This window comes from Klebsiella sp. C360 (assembly GCF_048822415.1).
In the GTDB taxonomy this organism is placed as follows: Bacteria; Pseudomonadota; Gammaproteobacteria; order Enterobacterales; family Enterobacteriaceae; genus Klebsiella; species Klebsiella quasipneumoniae.
Genome location: NZ_JBMEZZ010000001.1, coordinates 1,165,423 through 1,191,891 on the forward strand (window position 1 = coordinate 1,165,423; position 26,469 = coordinate 1,191,891).

The window sequence follows — 26,469 nt, forward strand, 5'->3', positions numbered from 1 at the left end:
CGGGAACCATGTTGATATACCAGGAATTTCCATTTTCCATGCCATCGTTTTCCACTCATCTTACCCGCCTGCTGCAGGGGCTGTTGACCCTGCTGCTGACGCTGTTCGGGCTGCTGCTGGTCACCTTCTCGCTCTCCGCGCTGTCGCCGGTCGACCGCGTACTGCAGATCGTCGGCGACCATGCCAGCCAGTCGACCTATGATCAGGTTCGCCATCAGCTGGGTCTCGACCAGCCGCTGCCGGTGCAGTTCTGGCACTATCTGGTCAACCTGGCCCATGGCGATCTCGGTATCGCCAGCGCCACCGGCCAGCCGGTGCTCCACGATCTGCTGGCGGTCTTCCCGGCGACCCTTGAGCTGGCGACCCTGGCGCTGATCGTCGGCGCGGTACTGGGCATCGTCGCCGGGGTGCTGTGCGCCCGTTACGCCGGTTCGCCGTGGGATCTGGCGGTGCGCACCTTTACCCTGTTGGGCAACTCGGTGCCGATATTCTGGCTCGGCCTGCTGATGCTGGCCCTGTTCTACGCCCGGCTGCAGTGGGCGCCGGGCCCGGGTCGTCTCGACGATATTTATCAGTACACCGTCGAGCCGCGCAGCGGTTTTGCGCTGATCGACACCTGGCTCTCCGGCGATACAGCGGCTTTCAAAAATGCTATCGGCCATCTGCTGCTGCCGGGGCTGGTGCTGGCCTATTACTCGCTGGCCAGCATCACCCGTCTGACCCGCTCCGCCTGTCTCAGTGAAATGAACAAAGAGTACATTCTGCTGGCGCGGGCCAAAGGGGCCGGTGAGATGACGATTCTGCTGCGTCACGTTCTGCCCAATATCCGCGGCACCCTGCTGACGGTGACCGCCCTCGCCTGGACCTCAATGCTCGAAGGGGCGGTGCTCACCGAAACCGTCTTCTCATGGCCGGGGATCGGCCGCTACCTCACCACCGCGCTGTTCGCCGGAGATACCACGGCGATCATGGGCGGCACGCTGCTGATCGGCGTGAGTTTTGTGCTGATCAATAACCTGACCGACCTGCTGGTGCGGTTAACCGACCCGAGGGTGCGCTGATGCCGACTTATCTGTTTTTACGCCGTCTGCGCCGCTCACCCGCCGCCTTCTGCGGTCTGACCCTGGTGATCCTGTTGGTGCTGACCGCGCTGTTCGCCCCGTGGCTGGCGCCGCACGATCCCAACTGGCAGGATGCCGCCGCCCGTCTGCAGGGGCCGGGCGCGGGGCACTGGCTCGGCACCGACAGCTACGGCCGCGATCTGCTGTCGCGCCTGCTCTACGGCGCCCGTCCGGCGCTGGGTCTGGTCGCGCTGGTGACCGCCATTACCCTGCCCGTCGGTCTGCTGGTGGGTATTCTCTCCGGCTACTATGGCGGGTGGCTGGAGCGGATACTGATGCGCTTTACCGACGTGGTGATGTCGATGCCGCGGCTGATCCTCGCCTTCGCGTTCGTGGCGATGCTCGGCCCGGGGCTGGTCAACGGCGCGCTGGCGTTAGCCCTGACTACCTGGCCGGCCTACGCCCGGCAGGCGCGCAGCGAAATTCAGCGCCTGCGCCATAGCGATTACCTCGCCGCGGCGGAGATGCTGGGCATCCGCGGCTGGCGGCTGCTGGTCGGCCATATTCTGCCGCTGTGTCTGCCGTCGGCGATTGTCCGGCTGGCGCTCGATCTGGCGGGCATTATCCTCGCCGCCGCCGGGCTCGGCTTTCTCGGCCTGGGCGCCCGCCCGCCGATGGCGGAGTGGGGAGCGATGATTGCCGACGGGATGCAGGTGATTTTCGATCAGTGGTGGATCGCCGCCATCCCCGGCGCGGCGATCCTGCTCGCCAGCCTGGCGTTTAACCTGCTGGGCGATGGCCTGCGCGATATTCTGGAGCCGCAACATGACTGACATCCGACTGACCGTCCAGGGACTCGCCGTCGACTACCCCACCGCCCGGGTGGTGGACAACGTCAGCTTCACCCTCGGCAACGAGCGGCTGGCGCTGGTGGGCGAATCCGGCTCCGGCAAATCGATGACCGCCCGGGCGCTGATGGGCCTGGTGCGCAAGCCCGGGGTGGTGAGTGCCGAACGGCTGGAGGTGCTGGGGCGCGATGTGCTGACCCTCAGCGCCCGCGGCTGGCGCGAACTGCGCGGCAACGATATCGCCATGGTGCTGCAGGATCCGCGCTATGCGCTGAATCCGGTGCAGTCCATTCAGACGCAGCTGGAGGAGGCGTTAACCCTGCATCAGCGTCTCCGCCGCCGCGCTCGCGCCGAGGCGGTCAAAGACGCCATCGCCGCCGTCGGTCTGGATCTCCCGGTCCTCAGCCGCTATCCCGGCGAGCTCTCCGGCGGGATGGGGCAGCGGGTGATGATCGCCCTCGCGCTGCTCAATAACCCGAGGGTGCTGATAGCCGACGAGCCGACCTCGGCCCTTGACGCCCGCCTGCGCAACCAGATCCTCGAGCTGCTGGTGGAGCAGTGCGCGCAGCGGCAGATGGCCATGTTACTGATCAGCCACGATCTACCGCTGGTGGCCGCGCATTGCGATCGCGTGCTGGTGATGTACCAGGGGAGACAGGTCGATGAGATGCCGGCGCGGGCGCTGCCGACCGCGACGCACCCTTATACCCGCACCCTGTGGACCTGCCGGCCAAATGCGCAAACCTACGGTCAGATGCTGCCGACCCTCGACAGAACCCAGGACTTTACGGAGACGACCCATGGCGATCGTTAATCTTAAGGATCTACAGGTAACATTCGGCGCAAAGACGGCGGTTTCCGCCGCCAGTTTCCGTGTCGACGCCGGGGAAACCTTCAGCCTGATCGGCGCCTCGGGCTGCGGCAAATCGACGATTTTGCGCGTGCTCGCCGGATTACAGCGCGAATGGCGCGGCAGCATGGCGCTGTTGGGCCAGGCCATCGCGCCGGGCGCCCGCTTTCAGGGCGAGCTGCGACGCAACGTGCAGATGGTGTTTCAGGATCCGTATGCTTCGCTGCATCCCAACCATACCCTGTGGCGCACCCTGGCGGAGCCGCTGCAGATCCACGGCATCCGCGACGTTGCCCCGCGGGTGACCGCCGCCCTTGAGCAGGTGGGTCTGGCCGCCGACGCCGCACGCCGCTATCCGCACCAGCTCTCCGGCGGTCAACGGCAGCGCGTGGCCATTGCCCGTGCCCTGCTGCTGCGTCCGCAGATCCTGCTGCTGGATGAGCCGACCTCGGCGCTGGATATGTCGGTGCAGGCGGAAATCCTCAATCTGCTTAATCGCCTGAAACAGGAGCACGGCATGACCTATCTGCTGGTCAGCCACGATGCCGATGTCATCGCCCATATGTCCGATCGGGCGGCGTTTATGGCGGAGGGTGTGATCCAGCGCTTTTTCGATCGCGAAGCGCTGCTCAACGGGGAACACCGGATGAAGTGAGGTCAGCGGAGTAGCCGTCGTTTTGTCAGTGGCGCTTCGCTTACCCGACCTGGGGTCCGTGCGGCCTGTCGTTCATTTATTCACCAGCCTTGCTGAAACTGCCGGTGCTGGCGGCCTCAAAATCGCTGATACGTTCCCGGAAGGCCGGGGCAGCCCGCATGGATGCGGGCTGCGGGCCGTGTTTTGCACGGACGCTGCCTCGGCCCGACCCGAAGCCTGCCGGGATAAGTCGAAGGCACCGCGCAGCGGCGATTTTGCTGGCCGGAGCCCGGGGGTGCAGGGGGCGGCGGCGACTGGCCGCCCCCTGTGCGCTCCCTGCGCCATAAGGGACATAACGCAGAAGACTAACCGGGAGCGCAATCTGCCCGGAATTAACATAGAAGTTGTAGCCCTGCCAGGCGCAGTGCGAACAAGGACATTTCCGGTTGTGCCGTTATTTTGCCGGGTGGCGGCTGCGCCTTACCCGGCCTACGGGGTCCTCTCACAGGCTCATACCCCGTAGGCCCGTGCAAGCGCAGCGCCACCGGGCGATGACAGCAGGCACGGAGCCGCTTTTATGCCGGGTGGCGGCTGCGCCTTACCCGGCCTGGAGGATCCACTCACAGGCTCACACCCCGTAGGCCCGTGCAAGCGCAGCGCCGCCGGGCAAGATATCAGGCACGGTATCCTTGATTTCGCCGGGTGGCGGCTGCGTCTTACCCGGCCTGGAGGATCCACTCACAGGTTCACACCCCGTAGGCCCGTGCAAGCGCAGCGCCACCGGGAATAATCAGGCACGGTACCCGTGGTGTTGCCGGGTGGCGGCTGCGCCTTACCCGGCCTACGTTCTTACGACCTGTCGTTAATTTATTCACAATTGTTGCTGAAACTGCCGGTGCTGGCGGCCTCAAAATCGCTGAGACGTTCCCGGCAGGCCGGGGGTACAGGGGGCGGCGGCGACTGGCCGCCCCCTGTGCGCTCCCTGCGCCATGATTGACATAACGCAGAAGACATATCGGGAGCGCAATCTGCCCGGAATTGACATAACGCAGACGATTAGCCGGGAGCGCAAACTACGCTGAAGCCACAGATAACATAAAAAACCACACGGCAGCCCTTCCCCTCACCCTGGCCCTCTCCCGGAGGGAAAGGGAACCGTCCGGCGGTCGCTTCCGCTACCCTCCCCTACTTCGCCAGGCTGGCAAAGCGGGCGAAGACCGCATCAAAAATCGCCAGCCCTTGCGCCACCCGCTCAGCAGTAATGGTGCACGGCGGTACCACATGAATGCGGTTCTCCACCACAAAGGCCAGCAGCCCGGCTTCGGTCAGGGCCCCTTTGATCGCGGCCATGTCGGCGGCGGTCAACGGCGTTTTTTGTTCGCGGCTGCTCACCAGCTCCAGTGCCTGGAACAGGCCGCGACCGCGCACCTCGCCGATAATGGCGTGCTTCTCCGCCAGCGCCTCGAGACCGGGGCGCAGCACCTCGTTGCCGATATAGGCCGCGTTCTCAACCACCTTCTCCTCTTTCATCGCGTCGATGGTGGCGACAATCGCCGCCATCGCCAGCGGATGGCCGGAGTAGGTCAGCCCCCCGGCAAAGAAGTGATCGTCAAAATAGCGGGCAATCGGCTCGCTAATCAGCACCCCGCCCGCCGGCACGTAGCCGGCGTTAACCCCCTTGGCAAAGGTCACCAGATCCGGCACCACGCCATCCTGTTCAAAGGCGAACCAGCTGCCGGTACGACCAAAGCCGGCCATCACCTCATCGAGGATCAGCACGATGCCAAACTCGTCGGCCAGCGCGCGCACGCCCTGCATATAGCCTGCCGGCGGCACGAGGATCCCGGCGGTGCCGGGGATGGACTCCAGCAGGATCGCCGCGATAGCCGTCGGCCCCTCGCATTCAATGATCCGCCGCAGATGGGCCAGCGCGCGCTGGCACTCCTCCTCCTCGGTCGCGGCGTTGAACTCGCTGCGGTAAAGGTAAGGATTGAAGAAATGCACATGGCCGCGGGAAAACTCATTCGGCACCCGGCGCCAGTCGCCGGTGGCGGCGATCGCGCTGCCGGTGTTGCCATGGTAGGAGCGATAGGCCGACAGCACCTTGTCGCGTCCGGTATACAGCCGCGCCATGCGAATCGCGTTCTCATTGGCATCCGCCCCGGCGTTGGTGAAAAATACCTTGCTGAAGCCCGCCGGCGCCAGGTCGACGATGCGCTTCGCCGCTTCGCCGCGGGCAAGGTTGGCGGTAGCGGGCGCGATGGTGACCAGGGTCTCCAGCTGCGCCTTCATGGCCGCCAGCACCCGGGGATGTTGATAGCCAATGTTGACGTTCACCAGCTGGCTGCTGAAGTCGAGCCAGGTGTTCCCCTCATAATCCCATAGCTCGCAGCCTTTCGCCCCGGCGATGACCAGCGGGTTGAGATTGCCCTGCATCGACCATGAATGAAACACATAGGCGCGATCCAATTGCCGAACTTCGTCATTGCTTACCGCGACCTCGTTGTGAATTGCCAGCTTCATACCCTGCCCTCTCTCATGTCGTAGTGGTTGACTTCATCATTGGCCGCGGCCGCGCAAATGGGATAGAGCCAGTGTGCGCAAAACGATGTGACACGGTGTCACATCCCCGCCCGTCGTCTGGCCCTGTGCCTTGCCGTCCGGCGTTTTTATAGTGAAGGGACAACCGCACAGGAGAATGAGATGGCAACGAGCAACGTAGTGTTTATCACCGGGGCGACCTCGGGTTTTGGCGAAGCGGCAGCGCAGGTGTTTGCCGATGCGGGCTGGTCGCTGGTGTTGAGCGGGCGCCGCTATCCGCGACTGAAGGCCTTGCAGGACAGACTCGCCGCCCAGGTGCCGGTGCATATTATTGAGCTTGACGTTCGCGACAGCGAGGCGGTGGCTGCGGCGGTGGCGTCGCTGCCCGCCGATTTCGCCGATATCACCACCCTGATCAACAACGCCGGGCTGGCGCTGTCGCCGCTGCCGGCGCAGGAGGTGGCGCTGGAGGACTGGAAAACGATGATCGACACCAACGTCACCGGTCTGGTGACGATGACCCACGCTCTGCTGCCGACGCTGATCCGCCATGGCGCCGGGGCAAGCATTATCAATATCGGCTCGATCGCCGGGCAGTGGCCCTATCCCGGCAGCCATGTCTATGGCGCCAGCAAGGCCTTTGTAAAACAGTTCAGCTATAACCTGCGCTGCGATCTGCTTGGCACCGGCGTGCGGGTCACCGATCTGGCGCCGGGGATTGCCGAGACCGAATTTACCCTGGTGCGCACTAAGGGCGACCAGGCGGCATCGGATAAGCTCTATCGCGGCACCACGCCGCTGAGCGCGCGCGATATCGCCGAGCAGATGTTTTATATCGCCACGCTGCCGGCGCATATGAACATTAACCGGGTGGAGGTGATGCCGGTGCGCCAGGCGTGGCAGCCGTTCGCCATCGACCGGGATTAAGCGAAACCCGACGCTCCCCCTGCCGGCGCTGCCGGCAGGGGGCACAGGCCGGTCTAGCGGCTGCTTTGCAGAAACTGCCTGACGCGTTCGGAGTCAGGTTGCGTGAAAAACTTCTCCGGCGGCGCCTTCTCAATCAGCAGCCCCTTCTCCAGAAACACCACCTCATTGGACACCTGGCGGGCAAAATCCATCTCGTGGGTCACCACCACCATGGTGTAGCCCTCGGCGGCAAGGGCTTTCATCACCCCTAACACCTCGTTCACCAGCTCCGGATCCAGCGCCGATGTCGGTTCGTCAAAGAGGATAACTTCCGGCGACATCGCCAGCGAACGGGCGATCGCCACCCGCTGCTTCTGCCCGCCGGAGAGGGTGATCGGGTAGACATCGGCTTTGTGCGCCATGCCGACTTTCTCCAGCTGCTGCATGGCCATGGCCTGCGCCTCGTCTCGTTTCATGCCCTTAACGCGCAGCAGCGCCTCGCTGACGTTCTGCTGCACGGTCAGGTGCGGCCACAGGTTAAAACTCTGAAACACCATCCCCACCCGTTCGCGGATTTTCGCCAGCTGGCGGTGCGACATTGCCCGGCCGCGCTGCTCATCAATCCCCAGCCGCTGACCGCCGATATGAATTTCGCCGCGGTCCGGCTGTTCCAGCCAGTTCATACAGCGCAGCAGGGTGGATTTTCCCGACCCGGACGAGCCGAGAATACTCACCACGGTCCCCTTCTCCACCGTCAGGTTAATATCCCGCAGGACTTCCACATTATCGAACTGCTTGGAGACGTTTTTGACGCTTACGGCAATAGACTCAGGCATGGCTCATTCCTCTTTTGGCTCCCCAGGCGGTCAGGCGCTTAATCAGCAGCTCCAGCAGAATGCTGATCGCCCAGTAAAGCCCAATGGCGACGATAAAGGCGTTAAACGGAATAAAATAGGTCGCCTGGACGCTGTTGGCGGCGGCGGTGATCTCCTGAACGGTAATAATGCTCAGGAAAGCGGTGTCCTTCAGGCAGATAATCAGCTGATTGCCGATCAGCGGTAAGGCGGAAGAGACGATATTGGGTAAAATAATCCGCCGAAAAATGGCATAGCGAGAAAAGCCCTGAGCAATGGCGGCTTCAATATACCCGCCGGAAAATACCCGCCGCTGACTGCGCAATATTTCAAAAAAATAGGCGCCATGATAAATAATCAGGGCCAGTAAACCGGCGGTCCACGGCTCCATGCTAATACCGAGCTGCGGCAGTCCGTAATACAGCAGATAGGCGAGGATCAAAAAAGGGATCGCGCGCATCAGGCTGACGAAACCAATGATAACCCGGTTAAGGACTTTCTTTTGATATTCGCTAAAATAACACAGCGCAATACCGATAATAAGGGCCGCGAGGGCGGCGGTAATAAACAGTTCGAGGGTCGCGAATAGCCCGGCAATAAAGCTATCGCGAACCGACCAGATAACGCCCCACTGATTCATAATACCTCCCGTTGCTAGCGCGCCAGGCGCCTGGCTTTCCGTTCCGCGATCCCCTGCAGCTTCAATAAACAGCCGATGATCGCCACATACAGCAGGCCGGCGGCGAGGATCGGCGACAGCGGCTCGTAGGTGACCGAGGAGATACGGTTGGTCACCCGGGTGAGATCCACCACGCCGATCACGGCGATCGCCGGGCTACCTTTGATCAAAAACGACATCTCATTGACCAGCGCCGGCAGGCTCTCGATCCACATCTGCGGCAGCATGATGTAGCGGAAGTAGGTCCAGCGGCGCATTCCCACCGATTCCGCCGCCTCCCGCTGTTCGCGCGGAAAGGTGCGGAAGGCGTTGCGCCAGATCTCAGCGTTAAACGCCGAGGTGTTAAGCGTCAGCGCCACGATGGCGGCCACGTTCTTGTCGAGGTTAATGCCCATCGTGGGCAGGGAAAGGAACAGAAACAGCACCAGCGTCACCAGCGGCGTCGCGCGGGCCAGGCTGATATAGACCACCAGCAGCTGGTCGATAACCGGCAGGCGCAGCATCCGCACCAGGGCGATCAGCAGCCCCGCCACCACCCCGAAGGCGATAGCGATGGCCGAAATCCAGAGGGTCGTCCATGCGCCTTCGATTAATAACTGCCAGGAAATTGCATCCATGAGGCCCTCCTTCTCAGCAACAGGCGGCGGTCGCCCGCCGCGGAACATTACAGACCGGCAAGCTTATGAAACTGTTCCGGGCTGGTGATCGCCTCGGTAGGCAGGTTGTCATAGGTTTCGCCAAACCACTTTTTCTGCAGCTCGGCGAGCTTGCCGGTCTCCTTCATGTGGTTCATAAACTTGGTCATATAGGCCAGCAGCTGCGGCGAGTTTTTCGGGATCGGCCACGCCATATAGCCCGGTCCGGAGACGGCCAGCCCTTTGGCGAAGACCTTCGGTTTGGCTTTCGCCAGGTCGTTCACCGAGATCACCACGTTAATCACGTAATCCAGCCGCTTATTCGCCAGGTCGGCGTAGGCTTCCGGATAGGAGGGGTACTCCACCACCGGCCCCAGCTTGCCGCCGGTCTTCTCCAGCATCGCCTTCAGCTCCGGCAAACGCGCCAGCAGCGCGCTGCCCGCCTGCACGCCCACTTTTTTGCCGCTGAGATCGGCAATGGTGTTTAGCGAGGTATCGCCAGCGCGTTTGACGAAATAGTGCTGCGCGGAGGCCCACGGCGGGGTGAAATCAAAGACCTTCAGCCGCTCATCGGTAATAACCGCCCCGGTCAAGGCCATATCGTATTGTCCGGTGGAAACCGCCGCTAATAATCCGGTCCACGGTAATATGCTCTGGTCGACATGAAATTTGGCGTATTTACGTAACTCCTCAAGCATATCTTTGTTAAAGCCATCGGCCTGACCATTATTCATAAAGTTAAATGGCGCATAATCATCTTCCGTCGCCACTTTCAGGGTGCCGGATTTTTCTATTTCCGGCAGATCGGCCGCGACGGCGTGATAAGAAAAAGCAACCGTTAATACAGCGCTCAGACACATTGATGCCAATGATTTTTTCATTATTTCACCCCTGATGGATGGGCCAGACGGGTTCATTCCAGAACGCGAAAAGGTTTATGCAAAATAGAGGCCGGGAGGTTCCGGTCCGCGGCGGCTGAATGCGTTTTTAATGTGGGAGCGTTTTGCAATTCCGTATAGAGCCAGATGGGCCGCATCGCTGTGTCAGATGGCGGAAGGGTGGTATGGAATTTGCTGAGCTTATGGGGTGGTCGCGATGCGTTATTGCCAGAGGAGCCCCGTATGATCCGTCACCTGTTACACGTTGATTTTGAGCCTGGCCGCGGTTTGCAGGAGCAGGTGCGAGAGACGCTGGTGAATGCCATTCTCAGCGGGATCTTCGCCGCCGACACCCCGCTGCCCTCCTGCCGCCAGCTGGCCAGCCAGCTGCGCGTCTCGCGCAATACCACCGCCCTGGTGTTCGAAAGCCTGGTCAACGAGGGCTATCTGATAAGCCGCCCGCGAAGCGGTTACTACCTGCATCCCGACTATCACGACGCTTCGCCTCCCGCGGTCGAGAGTGCACCGCAGCGCGAAGCGGCTGCACCACGCTGGGGCGACCGGCTGCAGATGACCCCCAGCCAGCAGGAGTCGATCCTCAAACCGGCGGGCTGGATGCACTACCGCTACCCGTTTATCTACGGCCAGCCCGATACCCGACAGTTCCCGCTGGCCACCTGGCGCTCGGCGGCCAACTGGCTGCACGGCGGGGTGCGCGATCCGGCGTGGGTGGTCGACCATATTGACCAGGATGTGCCGATGCTCATCGAGCAGATCCGCACCCGGGTGCTGCCCAAGCGCGGCATTGTCGCCGCCCCGGACGAAATTCTCATCACCCTGGGCTCGCAAAACGCCCTCTACCTGCTGACACGGCTGCTGCTCTCTTCCACCACCCGCATTGGCGTCGAAAACCCCTGCTTTCGCGAAGCCATCAACACCTTTCTGCTCGCCGACGCCGAGGTAGCGCCGCACCCGGTGGATGAAGAGGGGATCGTGCTTAATGAGCGTCCCTGCGATTACTACTATGTCACCCCCGGCCACCAGGTGCCCACCGGTGTGGCGATGAGCAGCGCGCGCCGCCGCCAGCTGCTGGAGCATGCCGCCCGCCATGACGCGGTGATCATTGAAGATGATTATGACTCGGAGAGTAACTTTACCCAAAACCCGCTGCCGGCGCTGAAGGCCAGCGATCGCAGCGGCCGGGTGGTGTATGTCAGCAGCCTGTCAAAGGCGCTGTCGCCGGGGCTGCGGCTGGGGTTTATGGTCGCCGACCCGGACCTGATCGACGAGGCGCGCGCCCTGCGCCGGCTGGTCTATCGCCATCCGCCGACCAACATTCAGTACCAGATGGCCCACTTCCTCGCCCAGGGCCATTATGAAACCCATCTGCGGCGCTACCACTACGACTCCGCCCAGCGCTGGGAGCGCCTGCACGCCGCCCTGCAGCGCTACCTGCCGTCGTGCCGCGCGCTGGCGGGGAGCGAACACGCTAACGCCTTCTGGCTGCAGACCCCGGCGCAGATCAACACCCAGCAGCTTACCTGGCGAGCCGCCCACGCCGGCGTGCTGATTGAGCCCGGGGCGCGCCATTTTCTCAACGCCGCGCCGCCGGATAACTACTTTCGCATGGGATTCCACGCCATTAACCCCGACGCCATCGCCCGGGGGGTGGAAGTCCTGCGCGGCCAGCTGGAGCAGATGGGTTAGCGGGATTGCTCATACTCGACGGCATCGCGCACGTTGAGCAGCGCCGGGCGCAGGCTGTCGAAAGGCACCGAACCGAGCGCGATGCGCAGCGCCTGTGGGATCGTGGCGGAGACGCAGAACGGCTCGGCGGTCGACACCGAAATACGGCGTTCCATCAGCGCATTCGCCAGCCGGTCGGCCCGGCTCTCTTCGCCCAGCGGCAGCCAGACGAAGTACGAATCGGGATGACTCACAACGGGAAGGCCGCAGAGCACCTCGCGGGCCACCTGCTGCCGCTGTCGCGCATCCTGTCGTTTCTGCGTTTCAAAGCGGGCCACCGTGCCATCTTCAATCCAGGCGCAGATCAGCGAGCTTATCAGCGTCGGCGTATTCCACGTCGTGGCCCGGATGGCGCGCTCAATATCCGGCCGATAGCGCGGCGGAGAAATCACCACCCCCACGCGCAGTCCGGTGGCGATATTTTTCGAAAATCCGGTGACATACACCGTTCTTTCCGGCGCATAGCTGACCACCGGCGGCGGCGGACGGCTCACCAGCCGGGCGTAGGCGGCATCTTCGATAATCAGCAGATCGTGCTGGCGCGCGAGGTCGGCCAGCGCCTGCCGCTGCCCGGCGTTGAGCACCCAGCCCAGCGGATTGTGCAGCGTCGGCATGGTATACACCGCCCGCACCCGCCGCTGCTGGCACAGCGTGTGAAGCGCCTGCAGGTCCGGCCCTTCGGCCCGACAGGGGATCGCCGCCAGCTCCAGATGATAGAGCGCCGCCAGCACCTTGAAGCCCGAATAGGTCAGCGCATCCACCGCCACCACATCCCCCGGACGTAACAGCCCCATAACGGTCACCGCCAGCCCGTGCTGCGCGCCGTTGACGATCAGGACATTTTCCGCGTCCGGCGCAAAGTGCCGGCAGGTCAAATGGCGGGCGATGATTTCCCGCTCGGCGAGCCGCCCGGCGTGAGGCTGATAGCGCAGATGCGAGTCAATATCGCCTGCCATCGCCAGCTGCCTGAGCGCCTCGCGCAGCGCATCGCCCTGCGCCGGCAGCGAAGGGTAGTTGAAGTTAAGATCCACGACGTCGGCGGCCACCACCTGCTGGTCGACCCCATGCCCCGGCGGCAGCGAGAGGTCCCGCACGAAGGTGCCGCGCCCGGTTTCGCCACTGACCAGCCCCATCTCCTCCAGTTCACGGTAGACGCGCGTGGCGGTGGCCAGCGAGAGGCGTTCCTCGGCGGCCAGGGTACGGTGCGTCGGCAGACGGCTGCCGGCGGGCAGCTGCCCGCTGCGGATCGCCTGCGCGTATCGGTCGACAACGGCTTTGTATCGGGCTTTCATCGTGAAATGTATCTATGACAATAATTTGATTGTATCAGATTGGCCACATTACCATCGCCGCTGACGATGCTCAAGCCCAATCAGATAACGCGAGGTTAACGTGGTAGATTCAACACTGGATAAATCGGCGCCCGGCCCCTGGTCCGGATGGCTTCATGGTTTACTGGGGGTGATCATTTTCAGCGGTTCGCTGCCCGCGACGCGGCTGGCGGTGCAGGATATGGATCCGTTGTTATTGACCTTTCTGCGCGCCTCCATCGCCGGGCTGCTTGCCGTCGCGCTGCTGGTCGGCTTTCGTCAGAAACGCCCGCGCCTGGCGCAGCTTGTGCCCCTGATCATCGTCTCATCCGGGGTGGTGATCGGCTTTCCCCTGCTCACGGCGCTGGCCCTGCAGCGCATCACTTCGGCGCATTCGATTGTGTTCATTGGCCTGCTGCCGCTGATGACCGCCCTCTTCGGCGTACTGCGCGGCGGCGAACGTCCGCGGCGGGCTTTCTGGATCTTTTCGCTGCTGGGCAGCCTGCTGGTGATGGGATTCGCCCTGACGCAAAGTGCGGCGGCGTCGCTCAGCGGCGATCTGCTGATGCTGGCGGCAGTGATCGCCTGCGGCCTCGGCTATGCGGAAGGGGCAAAGCTGACCCGGGAGCTCGGCGGCTGGCAGGTGATCTGCTGGGCGCTGGTGATAGCCCTGCCGTTGATGCTCCCCGCCTCGCTGATGGTTCAGCCCGCCTCCTGGCGCGCCATATCGACCTCCTCCTGGGCCGCGCTGGGCTATGTGTCGCTCTTCAGCATGCTGATTGGTTTTATCTTCTGGTACAAAGGGCTGGCCGCGGGCGGGATCGCCGCCGTCGGCCAGCTCCAGCTATTGCAGCCGTTCTTTGGGCTTGGCCTGTCGGCGGCGCTGTTGCACGAAACCGTTAGCCCCTTGATGCTGGCGGTCACCCTCGGGGTGGTGCTGTGCGTGGTGGGCTCGCGCAAATTTGGCCGCCAGCGGGTTGGCGCAGGGAGCGGGAGCCGCGCCTGACCTGACGCGTCGCCCCGCCGGGGAGGATGAGCGCCTACACCGGCCGGGCGTACTGGAGCATCACCTGCAGCAGCACGTTGGCCCCGGCGGCGACGTGCTCCGGCGAGGCATACTCCATTTCGTTATGGCTGATCCCGTCCTTGCAGGGAATAAAAATCATCCCGGTCGGCGCCAGGTAGCTCATATACACGGCGTCATGCCCGGCGCCGGAGACAATCGGTCGCGCCGGGTAGCCCAGCCGCTGCGCGGCATCGGCAATGGCCTGCTGGCATTCGCCATCGAACGGCGCCGCCGGATAGTGGCTCACCTGCTTCAGGGCCACCTGCAGACCGCTCTCCCGCTCAACCTCCGTGATAAACGCCCGCAGCTGGCGATCCATTTCATCCACCAGCGCATCGCTGAGATTGCGCATATCAATGGAGAAGGTGACCTCCCCGGGCACCACGTTGCGACTGTTGGGCCACACCTGCACGCTGCCGACGGTGCCGCGTCCCTCTTCGCTGCGCCCGGCAATGGCGACCACCTCCTGCATAATGCGGGTCGCCACCTGCAGGGCATCCTGACGCAGGCGCATCGGCGTGGGTCCGGCGTGCGACGCCTGGCCGGTCACCACGCAGTCGTACCAGCGGATCCCCAGCACGCCCTGCACGATACCGATGGTTTTCGCTTCATCTTCGAGAATCGGTCCCTGCTCAATGTGCGCCTCAAAATAGGCGCCGATGGGATGCTCTCCCGGGGTCTGCTCGCCGATATAGCCGATCTGCGCCAGCGCCTCGCCGACGCTGACGCCCTCTTTATCCGTGACGGCCCAGGTCTCCTCCAGCGGGAAGACCCCGGCAAAGACCCCGGAGCCCATCATCACCGGCACGAAGCGCGACCCCTCTTCGTTGGTCCAGAACACCACCTCAATCGGCGCCTCGGTGGCAATCTGCCGATCGTTGAGCGTGCGCACCACCTCCAGCGCCGCCAGCACGCCGTAGTTGCCGTCAAATTTGCCGCCGGAGGGCTGGGTGTCGATATGGCTGCCGGAGACGATGGGCGGCAGGCTGGGGTTGCGCCCTTCCCGGCGCATAAACACATTGCCGATTTTATCGATGGTGACGCTCATCCCGGCCTCCCGCGCCCAGCCAATCACCCGGTCCCGCCCCTGGCGGTCGAGGTCGGTGAGGGTCAGACGGCGGCAGCCGCCCTTCGGCGTGGCGCCGATCTGAGCAAGATCCATTAACGACGCCCACAGGCGGTCGCCATTGATGCGCCAGCGGGTGGTGTCGGTGGCGGGGGTAAAAAGTACATCACTGCTCATGGTGGTCTCCTGACATCAAGGTCGCCGCCAGCGCAACCGGCGGTGGAAAATAAGGCATCAGCGCCTGGCCTTCATCTGTAGAGTGTGTTGCCGCCGGTCAGACGGCCAGGGCCTGCGCGTGGGCGTCAATCGCCAGCTCGCGCCAGCGGTGGCAACTCACTGTGTGGCGCTCCGCTGCAGCCTCCGTCGGCGGCAGGCTCTGCTCGCAGACCGGGCGACGGTGCGGGCAGCGCTCGGCAAAGGCGCAGCCGGGGGGCAAGCGCGCCAGATCCGGCGGCGCGCCGGGAATGCAGTGCAGGGCATCGCCTTTCTTGAGCCCCTCTTTCGGCCGGCTGCCCAGCAGCACCCGGGTATAAGGATGGCGCGGGTGGCGCAGGATCTCGCTCATGGCGGCCTCCTCAACGATCCGCCCGGCGTACATCACCGCCACCCGGTCGGCAATCTCCACCGCGGCGCCGATATCGTGGGTCACAAACACGATCGACAGCCCGCGCTGCTTTTGCTGCTCGCGCAGCAGGATCAGGATCTGGATTTGCACCGTGGCGTCGAGGGCGGTGGTTGGCTCATCCGCCAGCAGCAGCTGCGGGTTACAGGAGAGCGCAAGGGCGATCATCGCCCGCTGGCGCATCCCGCCGGACATCTCGTGCGGGTAAGCCTCCAGCCGCCGTTCGGGGCTGGGAATGCGCACCTGGCGCAGGGCCTCCAGCGCCCTGTCCCGGGCCGCCTGGCGCGACAGCCCTTCGTGGCGGCGCAGCCCTTCTATAATCTGCTGCCCGACGGTGTAGACCGGATCGAAGGCCAGCAGCGGCTCCTGAAAAATCATCGCGCAGCGCCCGCCGCGATAGCGCCGCAGCTGGCTGGCGTTCATCGTCAGCACCGCGTCGTCCCCCACCCGCAGGGTGCCGGAGAGCTCACTGCTCCCCGGCGGGTGCAGGCGCATCAGCGCCCGCAGGGTCACGCTCTTGCCGGAACCCGACTCGCCAATCAACGCCATCACCTCCCCCTTTTGTACGTCAAAGGAGACCCCGTTGACCGCGTTGATGGTCTGTCCGTCGCGGCGAAAGACGACCCGCAGGTCGCGCACATGGACAAAGGCGTTATGCGACATGGCTGACCTCCTTAAGGGGGATGCTCTGATGCCAGGGCGAGGCCGGCTGCGCCATCAGGCAGGCGCTCTGGTGCCCCTCCCCGACCGCCTCCAGCCGCGGTTTCACCTCGGCGCAGACCGCCTTCGCGTGCGGGCAGCGGGTGTGAAAGCGGCAGCCGCTCGGCGGCGCGATGGGGCTGGGGGGATCGCCGCTCAGCGGCGAGGTCAGGGTGCGGTTTTGCGGATCCATGGAGGGCATGGAGCTTAACAGCGCCCGGGTATAGGGATGGGCGGAGGCGGTAAACAGCTGCTCCGCCGGGCCGATCTCCACCACTTCGCCAAGGTACATGACGAGGATCCGATCCGACAGCCAGCGCACCACGTGCAGATCGTGGCTGATAAACACATAGGTCAGCTCGAGGGTCCGCTTCAGCTCCTGCAGCAGCTGCAGCACCTGAGCTTCCACTGATTTATCCAGCGCCGACACCGCTTCATCAAGAATCACCAGCCGCGGCTTCATCGCCAGCGCGCGGGCGATATTCACCCGCTGCCGCTGGCCGCCGGAGAGCGCATGGGGATAGCGGTCGGCAAAGCGCGCCGGCTCAAGGCCAACGTGCGCCAGCAGATAGCGGGCGTATTCGCTGGCCTCTCTGGCGCTGACGCCGTGGACCCGCTGGCCGAAGGCGATGCTCTCCTCCATGGTCAGGCGCGGATTGAGCGAGGCATAGCTGTCCTGGAAAACCATCTGCACCTGGCGACGGTAGGCTTTCAGCGGCAGGCGCGACGAGCCGACCCCCAGCCCGTCGAAGATCAGTTCGCCGCTGTCCTGGGTGAGCAGCTGCATCAGCAGCCGGGCGGTGGTCGATTTGCCGCAGCCCGACTCGCCGACCACCCCCAGGGTTTCGCCTTTCATCACCGTGAAGCTGATATCGTCCACCGCCTGGACCACCTCCCGGCCTTTGCCGCCGCGGAAGTACTTCAGCAGGTGATTGACCTTCAGCAGCGGCTGCGCCGGCCCGCCGAGGTCGATATTGGTAAAGGGTTGCATCGCTTACTCCTTAATCGCCATTGCCGCACGCAGGCGGTCCGCGAGGATATTGAACGAAATGGAGGTGATAAAAATCATCAGGCCCGGCAGGGCGGCCACCCACGGCTGGGTATAGATTGCCGTGCGCAGCGTATTGAGCATCAGCCCCCACTCGGGCTCCGGCGGCCGCACGCCGAGGCCGAGAAACGACAGGCCGGAGGCGAGGATCATGCACACCGAAATCAGCCCGGTGGAGAAGACGAAGATCGGCCCGAGCACGTTACCCAGCACCTGGACGCGGATAATGGTCAACGCGCTGGCGCCGGTGGCCCGGGCGGCATCGATATAGTCCATATGCCGTACCTGGGCGGTCACGCTCTCGGCAATCCGCGCCACCTGCGGGACAAACACCAGGGTCAGCGACAGCAGCGCATTGCCGATGCCCGCCCCCAGCGCCCCCGACAGCGCAATCGCCAGCAGAACCGAGGGAAAGGCATAGAACACATCCACGGTGCGCATGATCAGGGTATTGATTTTGCCGCCCATGTAGCCAGCGATGATCCCGATGGCGCCGCCGATAAAAAAGGCGAACACCACCGGGACAATCCCCATAAACAGCGACAGCCGGGTGCCGAGGATCAGTCGCGACAGCATGTCGCGCCCCAGCTCATCAGAGCCCAGCGGGAAGCCGTCGCTGCCGATGGGCTTCAGGCGCAGGAACATCGACGTTTGATAGGGGTCTTTGACGATAAGCCACGGCCCGAACAGCGCCAGGGCCAGCAGAACGAGAATGATCGCGCCGACGAATACCCCGCCCGGGTCGCGCAGCAGGCGGCGCAGCACGCCGCGCCAGTAACCTTGCCGGGAAGCGTTGGCCGGCGCGGCCGGGACCGCTTTCGTCGTTGCCGTATCCACCATGGTCAGCTCCTCTTAATGCGCGGGTCGAGGGTGGTCTGCAGAATATCCACCAACAGGTTGAGCAATACGAAAAACAGCGCCAGCACCCAGATGGTGCCCTGCAGCAGGGGCAGGTCGCGCTGAAAAATGGCGGTGTTGAGCAGCAGCCCGGTTCCCGGCCAGGAGAAGACGGTCTCCACGAGGATCGAGCCGCCCATCAGATAGCCCACCTGCAGCCCCATCACCGCCAGCGCGGTTGGCGCGGCATTTTTCATGACGTGGACAAAGATGCGCGACTCGTTGAGCCCGCGAGCGCGCAGGCCAACGATGAACTCCTGGCTGAGGATATCGGCGACCTGCGAGCGCACGGTGCGGGCGATAATCCCGGTCGGGATCACCGACAGCGTGATGGCCGGCAGCAGCATGAACTGCAGGTGCGCCCAGTCCCATTGCCAGCCCACCTCGCCTATCGGCCCGCCGCCGGTGGCCGGCAGCAGCGCGAACTTGACGCTGCAGAGGATCACCAGCAGCATCCCCAGCCAGTAGTGCGGCACGCTGACGCCAAACACCGACAACACCGAGGCCAGACGGTCAATGACGCTGTTGCGAAAATAGCCGGCGACAAAGCCGAACAGACTGCCGAGGACGAAGCCGATCGCCGTCGCCAGCAGCGCCAGGCGCAGGGAGTAGCTTACCGCGGTCATCACCTCGTCAATAACCGGGCGGCCGGTGGCGACCGACATACCGAGGTCGCCGTGCAGCGCCCGCCACAGCCAGTGGATAAACTGCAGGGGCAGCGGCTTATCAAAGCCGTAGGCCTGCATCAACGTCTGGCGCAGCGCCTCCGAGGCGTCCGGCGGCATTACCGACACCAGCGGGTCGCCAGGCGCTATCTGCACCAGCATGAAACAGATCACCGCCACCCCAAGCATGGTGGGGATAGCCAGCAGAATGCGGTATAGCAGCGTATTGATCATCGGTCGCCCCTTTCGCGATTACTCTTTTTTGCTCACCAGACTGAGGTCGATAAACCAGCTCTGCGGTTGCACCACCCCGGTCACCGCGGGCGAAATCGCGCGCGGCCCGACGTCGTGGGCGACAAACAGGAACGGCACCTGATCCACCAGCGCGGCGTGCAGCTCTCCGGCGGCTTTATTCATCGCTTCCGGGGTAAAGGCGTGCTTGACGGCGGCGGCCAGTTTTTCCGTCTCCGGGGTGGAGAAGTAGCCCCAGTTGGTCGCCACCGGCGGAAACGCTTTGGCGGTGGAGAAGCGGATCAGGCCAAAATAGGGATCGTTGACCGCGGCGCTGACGTTGATCGCGTCGATCCCTTTTGCCGAGGGATCCCGTGCGCCCAGACGCCAGTTGGTGAACAGGGTGTTCCATTCCACCACTTTGATATCCACATTGAAGAAGCAGCTCTTCAGGCTCTGCTGGATATACTCGTTCATCGGCAAGGGCTGCATCTGCCCGGAGCCGGAAGCCGAGGTCGCCACCGTGACGTGCAGCGGCTTGCCGGCGCTGTATCCGGCCTCGGTCATCAGCTGACGGGCGGCGTCCGGGTCATATTTGATCTGGAAGGTGGGTTTGCCATGCCACGGGCTGTCGGCCTCGTAGACTCCGGTGGCCTCGGTCATATAGCCGCCGAGGTAGCTCTTCAGCTCGGCGCGGTTCAGACACAGGTTGGCCGCTTTGCGCACCCGAATGTCCTGCCACGGGGATCCTTTTTCAAAGGAGAACTGCCAGGGCCACAGGTGCGGCTGGGTGTTGGCGTAGAGGTGAAAACCCTGAGACTTGATCTGATCGATGGCGTCCGGCGCCGGGGCTTCAATCCAGTCCACCTGCTTCGACAGCAGCGCCGCGGTGCGGGCGTTAGCCTCCGGCAAGGGGATCAGCACCACCTTATCCACCCGGGGAATGCGATCTTTATTCCAGTAGTCGGGGTTTTTCGCGAGGATCAGCTGCTGACGCGGCACCAGCTTCTCCAGTTTGAACGGGCCGCTGCCCACCGCATGGGCGGCGAAGGCGGTCCACGCCTGTTTGCTGCGCGCGGCGCTATCGCCCGCGCTGGCCGGCACCGCGTCATACTGCTTCTGCCACGCCGTGGGCGAGACAATAAACAGGTTGGTAATGTTGTACGGCAGCAGCGCGTCCGGTTCCGAGGTGGTCAGCGCCACGGTGTGATCGTCAATTTTCTCCGCGCCGGCGAGGGTCGGCATCCGCGACAGGGTGTTGCCGATCTGACCCGGGGCGTACTGTGGCGCTGCTTTATTGAGCACCTTATCCACGTTCCAGACGATGGCGTCGGCGTTCACCTCGCTCCCATCATGAAATTTCACCCCCGGACGCAGGGTGAAAATCCAGCGGCGGGTGTTCTGCGGATCGATGTGCCACTCGGTCGCCAGCCCCGGCACCAGACCGCTGGGCTTTTCCCCTTGCGACAGATCCCACTCCACCAGCGCGTCGTACAGCGGGATGCCGGTAAAGCGGTTGCCCTCATAGCCCTGATCCGGCTGGCCGAGGGTCAACGGAATATCCGCGGCGGTCATGGCGATCCGCAGCGTGGAGGCGTTGGCAGGTAAGGCGGCGCCCGCCAGGGCCAGTGCGCCGCTCACCGCCACGGCGAGACGACCGGCACGCGAAAATAACGTCGTTTTGTGCATCACATGATCCCTGTTAAATAAAGTGTCACTGATTAACAGGCAAAATGCGTACCAGCTCTGGTGCGGGCGGAAATAGGCCGAAACCGACCGATAAAATAAGAAGGACTTATATTATCACCATGATAATTATGGGAAAATAATTCAACCTTATTCTGCCGCACCGCCAGCGGGAAATATGTTGCAGAATTGCACCAGTCGCTATATCGCAAAATTTAAATAATCACGTCGCGTCACTTTTTTATGCTTCCCCCTCCCCCGCCGCGGCGTATTCTCCGCCGGGAACAATCCCTTCTATACTTCAGAGAACACATCGACCGGGAGAGACTATGCCTTTAGCCGATTTTCACCGCTCCGATCCTTTTACCCTCGGTATCGAACTGGAGCTGCAGGTGGTGAACCCGCCGGGTTACGACCTCAGCCAGGATGCCTCGACTCTGATTGCCGACGTCCAGCATGAACTGACCGTGGGAGAAGCCAAGCACGATATCACCGAGAGCATGCTGGAGATCGCCACCGGGGTGTGTCGCGACATCAGCCATGCGCAAGCCCAGCTCAGCGCCATCCAGCAGGCGGTCCAGCGCGCGGCGCTGCATCATCATCTGCAGATCTGCGGCGGCGGTTCGCACCCCTTTCATGCCTGGCAGCGCCAGCAGATCAGCGACAATCCGCGCTATGTCAAAACCGTCGAGCATTTTGGCTATCTGGCGCAGCAGGCGACGGTCTTTGGCCAGCATGTGCACGTCGGCTGCCAGAGCGGCGACGACGCCATCTATCTGCTGCACGGCCTGTCGCGCTTTGTGCCGCATTTCATCGCCCTTAACGCCGCCTCGCCGTGGTTCGACAGCACCGACAGCCGCTTCGCCTGTTCGCGCCTCAACCGCTTCTCCTCTTATCCCGACAACGGCCCGATGCCGTGGGTGGCCGACTGGCAGGGGTTTCGTCGCCTGTTCCGCCAGCTGAGCTACACCAGCATGATCGACAGCATGAAGGATCTGCACTGGGATATTCGCCCCAGTCCGCAGTTTGGGACCGTCGAGGTGCGGGTGATGGACACCCCCCTGACCCTCGCCCAGGCGATCCATATCGCCGGCTTTATTCAGACTCTGGCCTGCTGGCTGTTGACGGAGCGTCCTTTTAAGCACCAGCCTGACGATTATCTGCTGTACCCTTTTAACCGCTATCAGGCCTGTCGCTACGGGCTGGACGGGACTCTCACCGATGTGCGCGGCGGGGAGCAGCGCAGCATCCGCCTGGAGATCCTTCAGCTCGCCGACCGGCTGGCTCCTTTCGCCCATCAGCTGAAGGCGACGGCGGCGCTGGAGGCGGTGGTTCGCCAGGCGAAATCGCCGCACAGCGAGGCGCAGCAGATGCGCGAGTTTATCGCCAACGGCGGTTCGCTTTCCGGGCTGGTGCAAAAACACTGTGAGATTTGGGCGGCATAAGACAGCGAGGCGGGTATACTCGGCGCAGACCATAGAAAGGACCGCCCATGTTATTACGCTGCCTGCTCCCCCTGGCGCTGCTGCCCCTGGCCACCCTCGCCAGCGCCGCCTGTACCCTCACCGACCCGACGCTGACCCTGCAGAGCTATCGGGTGGATGCGCAGAAAGAGCGCATTGCGATGTACTGGCAGGATCGGCACGGCAAAGCCTGGGGTACCCTGCGTTCGCTGCTGGCGGGTATCGATGGCGATGGCCGGGTGCAGATGGCGATGAACGGCGGTATTTACGATAAGGCCTACGCGCCGCTGGGGCTGTATATCGAAGACGGCAAGCGCCTGACGCCGGTAAACCGCTCCGCCGGCGGCGGGAACTTCTTTATCCGCCCCGGCGGCGTATTCCTGGTGGAGAATGGCCGGGCGAAAATCGTGCCGCTGCCGGCGTTTAAACGCTCTCCCGCCATCCGCTATGCGGTGCAGTCCGGCCCGATGCTGATTGAAAATGGCGCTATCAACTGGCGGCTGAAGCCCTCCGCCAGCTCCCGCAAACTGCGCAACGGCGTTGGCATCGATAAGCAGGGCCGGGTGGTGTTTATGCTCAGCGATCGGGAAACCAACTTCTATGATTTTGCCTGCTATGCGCAGTCAAAGCTTGGGGTGCGGCAGATGCTTTATCTCGACGGCACCCTGTCGAAGATGTACCGCAAAGGCGGCAGCGTGCCGTGGCAGTATCATCCGTTCGTGACCATGATAACGGTGGAGAGGAAATAGCGGGCGCGTTTGGGGGCGGCCATTCCAGCCAGGAGAGTGAATAAATTAACGACAGGCCGGGCAAGGGATTGCCGCCGTGCCCGATGTCCTTGCCCGGTGGCGCTGCGCTTACCGGGCCTACAAAGTCTGCTCGCTATGGTATGGCCCTGAAAACTACGGGCGTGCAGCGGGGCCGATTCCCCCTGACCCCGGCTCTCCCCCAGAGGAGAGGGGATCGCCCGGTAGTCGTTGTGGCGCCACGCTTACCCCCGCCGATGCGCCCACTCGCGCATACGCTGAAACAGCACATACAGCGAAGGAATAAACAGGATGCCAACCATCGTCGCCACCAGCATCCCGCTGAACACCGTGGTGCCGATGATCCGCCGGCTCTGCGCCCCGGCGCCGGTGGCGAGCATCATCGGCATGATGCCGATAATAAACGACACCGCGGTCATCATCACCGCGCGGAAGCGGCGGGTGGCGCCCTCGCGCGCGGCGTCGACTATCGACAGCCCCTCCTCGCGCCGGCTGCGGGCGAACTCAACGATCAGAATCGCATTCTTCGCCGCCAGGGCGATCAGCAGCACCAGCCCTATCTGGACATACACATCGTTGGCATAGCCCGCCGTCCACAGCCAGACCAGCGCTCCGCCGATGGCGAACAGCACCGAGAGCATGACGCTCGCCGGCAGCGTCCAGCTTTCATACTGCGCCACCAGGAACAGCCACGCCATCGCCACTGCCGCCAGCACGATCCACACCGCCTGATTGCCGGTCTGCTGCTCCTGCCAGGAGATCCCGCTCCAGGCGTAGTCATACCCCGGCGGCAGATGGGCCTGCAAAATCTGCTCCATGGCCGCCATCGCCGTGCGGCTGCTGACCCCCTCGGCCGCTGAACCGCTCACCGACACGGACGGGAACTGGTTGTACTGCTGAATAAACGGCGCCCCCACCGTCGGCGTAATGGTGACCAGATTGCTCAACCGCACCCGCTCGCCGTCGCGGCTGCGGACGTACAGCTCGCTAATCTGCTCAGCCCGCTCGCGCCACTGCATCTCATTTTGCATCACCACATGATAGACACGGTTGTTAAGACTGAAATCGCCGGCGCGCGTGCCGCCGAACGCCGTCTGCAGGCTGCTGAAGATCTGCGCCACCGGCACATCCAGCAGCGCCGCCCGATCGCGGTCGACCGTCAGGGTCAGCTGCGGCACGTTGCTGCTCCAGGTGGTAAATACCCGGCTCAGCTGCGGATGCTGGTTCGCCAGCTGAAGGATCTCCCGCGTTACCTGCTCCAGCTCCGCCGACGACTGACCGGCCTGCGCCAGAATGCGCAGATCAAACCCCGAGGCATTGCCCAGGCCCGGCAGGGTCGGCGGCGCGAAGGTCATGATCGTCGCCTCCGGCAGCGACAGCAGCTGGCGCTGAATATCCGCCATCACCGTATCCAGCGGCGGCCGCTGATGCCAGTCCTTGAGCATCACCGAGATAAACCCGCCGTTAGCGGCGCTGGTGCCGTTGAGAATGTTGAAGCCGGACACCTGAATCACATCCTCCACCGCCGGGTTAGCCGTCAGCAGCTTGCGCGCCTGGGCCATCACCGCTTCGGTACGCTCCAGCGACGCCGCCTCCGGCAGCTGCACACTGGCAAACAGGTAGCCCTGATCTTCCTGCGGCAGGAAGCCTTTCGGCATCGAGGTGAAGCTGAACGCCACCAGCGCGCCCGCCGCCACCGTCGCCGCCAGCGCCAGCCACGGGCGGCGGTTCATCCACCCCACCAGCCGGCCATAGCCGTCGCGGGTGCCGTCGAGAAGACGGTTAAACGCCCGCCACACTGCCGCCGGCCGGGCGGGTCGCGGGCGCAGCAGCAGCGCGCAGAGGGCCGGGGTCAGGGTTAACGCCACCAGGCTCGACAGGGCCACCGCGGTGGAGAGCGTCACGGCAAACTGCCGATACAGCTCGCCGACGATCCCCGGGAGCAGCGCCACCGGCACAAACACCGCCAACAGCACCAGGGTCGTGGCGATCACCGGCCCGGCGATCTGCCGCAGCGCCTGGGCGGTGGCCTGCAGGCGATCCAGTCCTTCCGCCATTTTGGTTTCGACATTCTCCACCACCACAATGGCGTCATCCACCACCATCGTCAGGGCAAGAATAATCGCGAACAGGCTGAGGGTGTTGGCGCTGTAGCCCAGCAGATAGAGCACCGCAAAGGTGCCGATCAGTGACACCGGGATCGCCAGGGCCACGATCAGCGTCGCCCGCCAGCTCTGCAGGAACAGCGACACCACCACCACCACCGCCAGCAGGGTCAGCGCCAGCGAGACGCCGATCTCTTTGATCGTCGCCGCCACAAAGCGGGTGGTATCGAACTTCACCTCCCAGGTGAGATCCGCCGGAAAGCGAGTGTGCAGGCGGTTAAGCTCCGCGCGCACCGCGCTGGCGACCTGCAGGGCGTTGGCGGTAGGCGTCGGATAGATCCCCAGATAGGCCGACGCTTTACCGTTCAGCTGCGCGCCGGAGCTGTAGCTGCGGGCGCCCAGCTCGATGGTCGCCACGTCGGCGAGGCGCACCAGCTGCCCCTGCGCGCCGCGACGGAGGATAATCTCGCCAAAGCTGGCCGCCTCGTTCAGACGCCCCAGTCCGTTGATGGTCAGCGTCTGCTGCTGGCCGTTGAACACCGGCGGGGTGCCCACCTGCCCCGCCGCCCCCTGCACATTCTGCTCGCGCAGCGCCTGGGCAACGTCATCCGTGGTGATGTTGAGGGCGTTCATGCGGTCCGGGCGCAGCCAGATGCGCATGCTGTAATCCCGGGCGCCAAACATCTGCACCTCGCCGACGCCGGGCAGGCGGGCCAGCGCCTCGCGCACCTGGGTGCTGGCGTAATTGCTGACAAACAGCGGCGACAGCGTGCCCAGCGGCGAGTAAAGGCTTACCCCCATCAGCAGGTTGCTGGCGCGCTTGCGCACCTGGACGCCATTCTGCTGCACTTCCGCCGGAAGCTGCGCCAGCGCCTGCGCCACCCGGTTTTGCACGTCGATCGCCGCCAGATCGGCATCGGTGCCTGCCGCGAAGGTGATACTCAGGCGGTACGTCCCCTCGTCCGAGCTGGTGGACTCCATATACAGCATATGATCGACGCCGTTGAGCTGGGTCTCCAGCGGGGCGGCGATGGCCTCCGCCACGTCTGACGCGCTGGCGCCCGGCCAGCTGGCGGTGACGTTCACCACCGGGGGCGTGATCGCCGGGTACTGCTCCACCGGGATCAGCTTCAGCGATACCGCGCCGACAAAGGTCAGCAGCAGCGCGATCACCATCGCAAATCGCGGACGACGGATAAAAAAGGTCAGCAT

At 63.7% G+C, this 26,469-nt stretch carries 22 protein-coding genes; 9 read left to right on the plus strand and 13 right to left on the minus strand.

The features are described from left to right. The first annotated feature begins 38 nt into the window (after positions 1-38). Genes ACOI7D_RS05780 through ACOI7D_RS05795 form a run of 4 tightly spaced genes read left to right on the plus strand, consistent with a single transcriptional unit; the run spans position 39 to position 3,414 of the window. On the plus strand, positions 39-1,061 hold the full coding sequence (locus ACOI7D_RS05780; RefSeq protein ID WP_044521521.1) for an ABC transporter permease: 1,023 nt from the start codon (positions 39-41) through the stop codon (positions 1,059-1,061). Beyond that, the gene (locus ACOI7D_RS05785) at positions 1,061-1,894 is read left to right on the plus strand and encodes an ABC transporter permease (RefSeq protein ID WP_032455042.1); all 834 of its coding nucleotides are present in this window, start codon (positions 1,061-1,063) and stop codon (positions 1,892-1,894) included. The genes ACOI7D_RS05780 and ACOI7D_RS05785 overlap by 1 nt, the downstream gene beginning before the upstream one ends. Next, positions 1,887-2,723 carry an ABC transporter ATP-binding protein gene (locus ACOI7D_RS05790; RefSeq protein ID WP_023288752.1) on the plus strand — a complete coding sequence of 279 codons (837 nt, stop codon included), beginning with the start codon at positions 1,887-1,889 and terminating at the stop codon, positions 2,721-2,723. The genes ACOI7D_RS05785 and ACOI7D_RS05790 overlap by 8 nt, the downstream gene beginning before the upstream one ends. Continuing rightward, complete coding sequence (locus tag ACOI7D_RS05795) at positions 2,710-3,414, plus strand: ABC transporter ATP-binding protein (protein ID WP_109546569.1); 705 nt, start codon at positions 2,710-2,712, stop codon at positions 3,412-3,414. The genes ACOI7D_RS05790 and ACOI7D_RS05795 overlap by 14 nt, the downstream gene beginning before the upstream one ends. Positions 3,415-4,578: 1,164 nt before the next feature. On the opposite strand, the gene ACOI7D_RS05800 is transcribed toward ACOI7D_RS05795, so the two are convergent. Beyond that, entirely contained in the window at positions 4,579-5,916 is a 1,338-nt protein-coding gene (locus ACOI7D_RS05800; protein ID WP_109546570.1) for an aspartate aminotransferase family protein, read from the minus strand. A 180-nt stretch (positions 5,917-6,096) separates the two neighbouring features. On the opposite strand from ACOI7D_RS05800, the gene ACOI7D_RS05805 reads away from it, so the two are divergent. Then, the gene (locus ACOI7D_RS05805; protein ID WP_023288749.1) at positions 6,097-6,861 is read left to right on the plus strand and encodes an SDR family NAD(P)-dependent oxidoreductase; all 765 of its coding nucleotides are present in this window, start codon (positions 6,097-6,099) and stop codon (positions 6,859-6,861) included. Between the two features lie 53 nt (positions 6,862-6,914). On the opposite strand, the gene ACOI7D_RS05810 is transcribed toward ACOI7D_RS05805, so the two are convergent. Genes ACOI7D_RS05810 through ACOI7D_RS05825 form a run of 4 tightly spaced genes read right to left on the minus strand, consistent with a single transcriptional unit; the run spans position 6,915 to position 9,889 of the window. Further along, a complete protein-coding gene (locus ACOI7D_RS05810; protein WP_032455037.1) occupies positions 6,915-7,676 on the minus strand; it encodes an amino acid ABC transporter ATP-binding protein in 762 nt (253 codons plus the stop codon). Beyond that, on the minus strand, positions 7,669-8,334 hold the full coding sequence (locus tag ACOI7D_RS05815; protein WP_048296980.1) for an amino acid ABC transporter permease: 666 nt from the start codon (positions 8,332-8,334) through the stop codon (positions 7,669-7,671). Before ACOI7D_RS05815 ends, ACOI7D_RS05810 begins: the two co-directional genes overlap by 8 nt. 14 nt (positions 8,335-8,348) lie before the next feature. Further along, positions 8,349-8,990 (minus strand): amino acid ABC transporter permease, encoded by a 642-nt coding sequence (locus ACOI7D_RS05820; RefSeq protein WP_002893187.1) that lies wholly within the window; start codon positions 8,988-8,990, stop codon positions 8,349-8,351. A gap of 47 nt (positions 8,991-9,037) precedes the next feature. Continuing rightward, positions 9,038-9,889, minus strand: a complete 852-nt coding sequence (locus ACOI7D_RS05825; protein WP_022631237.1) for a transporter substrate-binding domain-containing protein — start codon at positions 9,887-9,889, stop codon at positions 9,038-9,040. Positions 9,890-10,129: 240 nt separating this feature from the next. On the opposite strand from ACOI7D_RS05825, the gene ACOI7D_RS05830 reads away from it, so the two are divergent. Next, positions 10,130-11,593, plus strand: a complete 1,464-nt coding sequence (locus ACOI7D_RS05830) for a PLP-dependent aminotransferase family protein (protein WP_023288747.1) — start codon at positions 10,130-10,132, stop codon at positions 11,591-11,593. On the opposite strand, the gene ACOI7D_RS05835 is transcribed toward ACOI7D_RS05830, so the two are convergent. After that, positions 11,590-12,924 (minus strand): PLP-dependent aminotransferase family protein, encoded by a 1,335-nt coding sequence (locus tag ACOI7D_RS05835; RefSeq protein ID WP_109546571.1) that lies wholly within the window; start codon positions 12,922-12,924, stop codon positions 11,590-11,592. The two genes, ACOI7D_RS05830 and ACOI7D_RS05835, sit on opposite strands and share 4 nt — an antisense overlap. Positions 12,925-13,039: 115 nt before the next feature. Here ACOI7D_RS05835 and ACOI7D_RS05840 point away from each other — a divergent pair, with 115 nt between their 5' ends. After that, positions 13,040-13,948 (plus strand): DMT family transporter, encoded by a 909-nt coding sequence (locus ACOI7D_RS05840; RefSeq protein ID WP_032429109.1) that lies wholly within the window; start codon positions 13,040-13,042, stop codon positions 13,946-13,948. Between the two features lie 34 nt (positions 13,949-13,982). Here the strand turns inward: ACOI7D_RS05840 and ACOI7D_RS05845 are convergent, their stop codons facing one another. The 6 genes from ACOI7D_RS05845 to ACOI7D_RS05870 all read right to left on the minus strand — a co-directional run bounded on the left by ACOI7D_RS05845 (position 13,983) and on the right by ACOI7D_RS05870 (position 20,925). Then, positions 13,983-15,251, minus strand: coding sequence for a Zn-dependent hydrolase (locus ACOI7D_RS05845; RefSeq protein WP_044521501.1), 1,269 nt, complete (start codon positions 15,249-15,251; stop codon positions 13,983-13,985). A 97-nt stretch (positions 15,252-15,348) separates the two neighbouring features. Next, positions 15,349-16,359 (minus strand): ABC transporter ATP-binding protein, encoded by a 1,011-nt coding sequence (locus ACOI7D_RS05850; RefSeq protein ID WP_044521499.1) that lies wholly within the window; start codon positions 16,357-16,359, stop codon positions 15,349-15,351. Beyond that, complete coding sequence (locus ACOI7D_RS05855; RefSeq protein ID WP_048334323.1) at positions 16,349-17,386, minus strand: ABC transporter ATP-binding protein; 1,038 nt, start codon at positions 17,384-17,386, stop codon at positions 16,349-16,351. The genes ACOI7D_RS05850 and ACOI7D_RS05855 overlap by 11 nt, the downstream gene beginning before the upstream one ends. 3 nt (positions 17,387-17,389) lie before the next feature. After that, positions 17,390-18,283: an ABC transporter permease gene (locus tag ACOI7D_RS05860; RefSeq protein WP_023288741.1), complete on the minus strand. Its 894-nt coding sequence runs from the start codon at positions 18,281-18,283 to the stop codon at positions 17,390-17,392. 2 nt (positions 18,284-18,285) lie between these two features. Beyond that, positions 18,286-19,239: an ABC transporter permease gene (locus tag ACOI7D_RS05865; RefSeq protein WP_023288740.1), complete on the minus strand. Its 954-nt coding sequence runs from the start codon at positions 19,237-19,239 to the stop codon at positions 18,286-18,288. A gap of 18 nt (positions 19,240-19,257) precedes the next feature. Beyond that, positions 19,258-20,925 (minus strand): ABC transporter substrate-binding protein, encoded by a 1,668-nt coding sequence (locus tag ACOI7D_RS05870; protein ID WP_023288739.1) that lies wholly within the window; start codon positions 20,923-20,925, stop codon positions 19,258-19,260. Positions 20,926-21,251: 326 nt separating this feature from the next. Between ACOI7D_RS05870 and ACOI7D_RS05875 the strand changes: the two genes are divergently transcribed. Then, a complete protein-coding gene (locus tag ACOI7D_RS05875; protein WP_109546572.1) occupies positions 21,252-22,367 on the plus strand; it encodes a YbdK family carboxylate-amine ligase in 1,116 nt (371 codons plus the stop codon). Between the two features lie 47 nt (positions 22,368-22,414). After that, on the plus strand, positions 22,415-23,134 hold the full coding sequence (locus ACOI7D_RS05880) for a phosphodiester glycosidase family protein (protein WP_109546573.1): 720 nt from the start codon (positions 22,415-22,417) through the stop codon (positions 23,132-23,134). 242 nt (positions 23,135-23,376) lie between these two features. On the opposite strand, the gene ACOI7D_RS05885 is transcribed toward ACOI7D_RS05880, so the two are convergent. Continuing rightward, positions 23,377-26,469: an efflux RND transporter permease subunit gene (locus ACOI7D_RS05885; protein ID WP_048296972.1), complete on the minus strand. Its 3,093-nt coding sequence runs from the start codon at positions 26,467-26,469 to the stop codon at positions 23,377-23,379.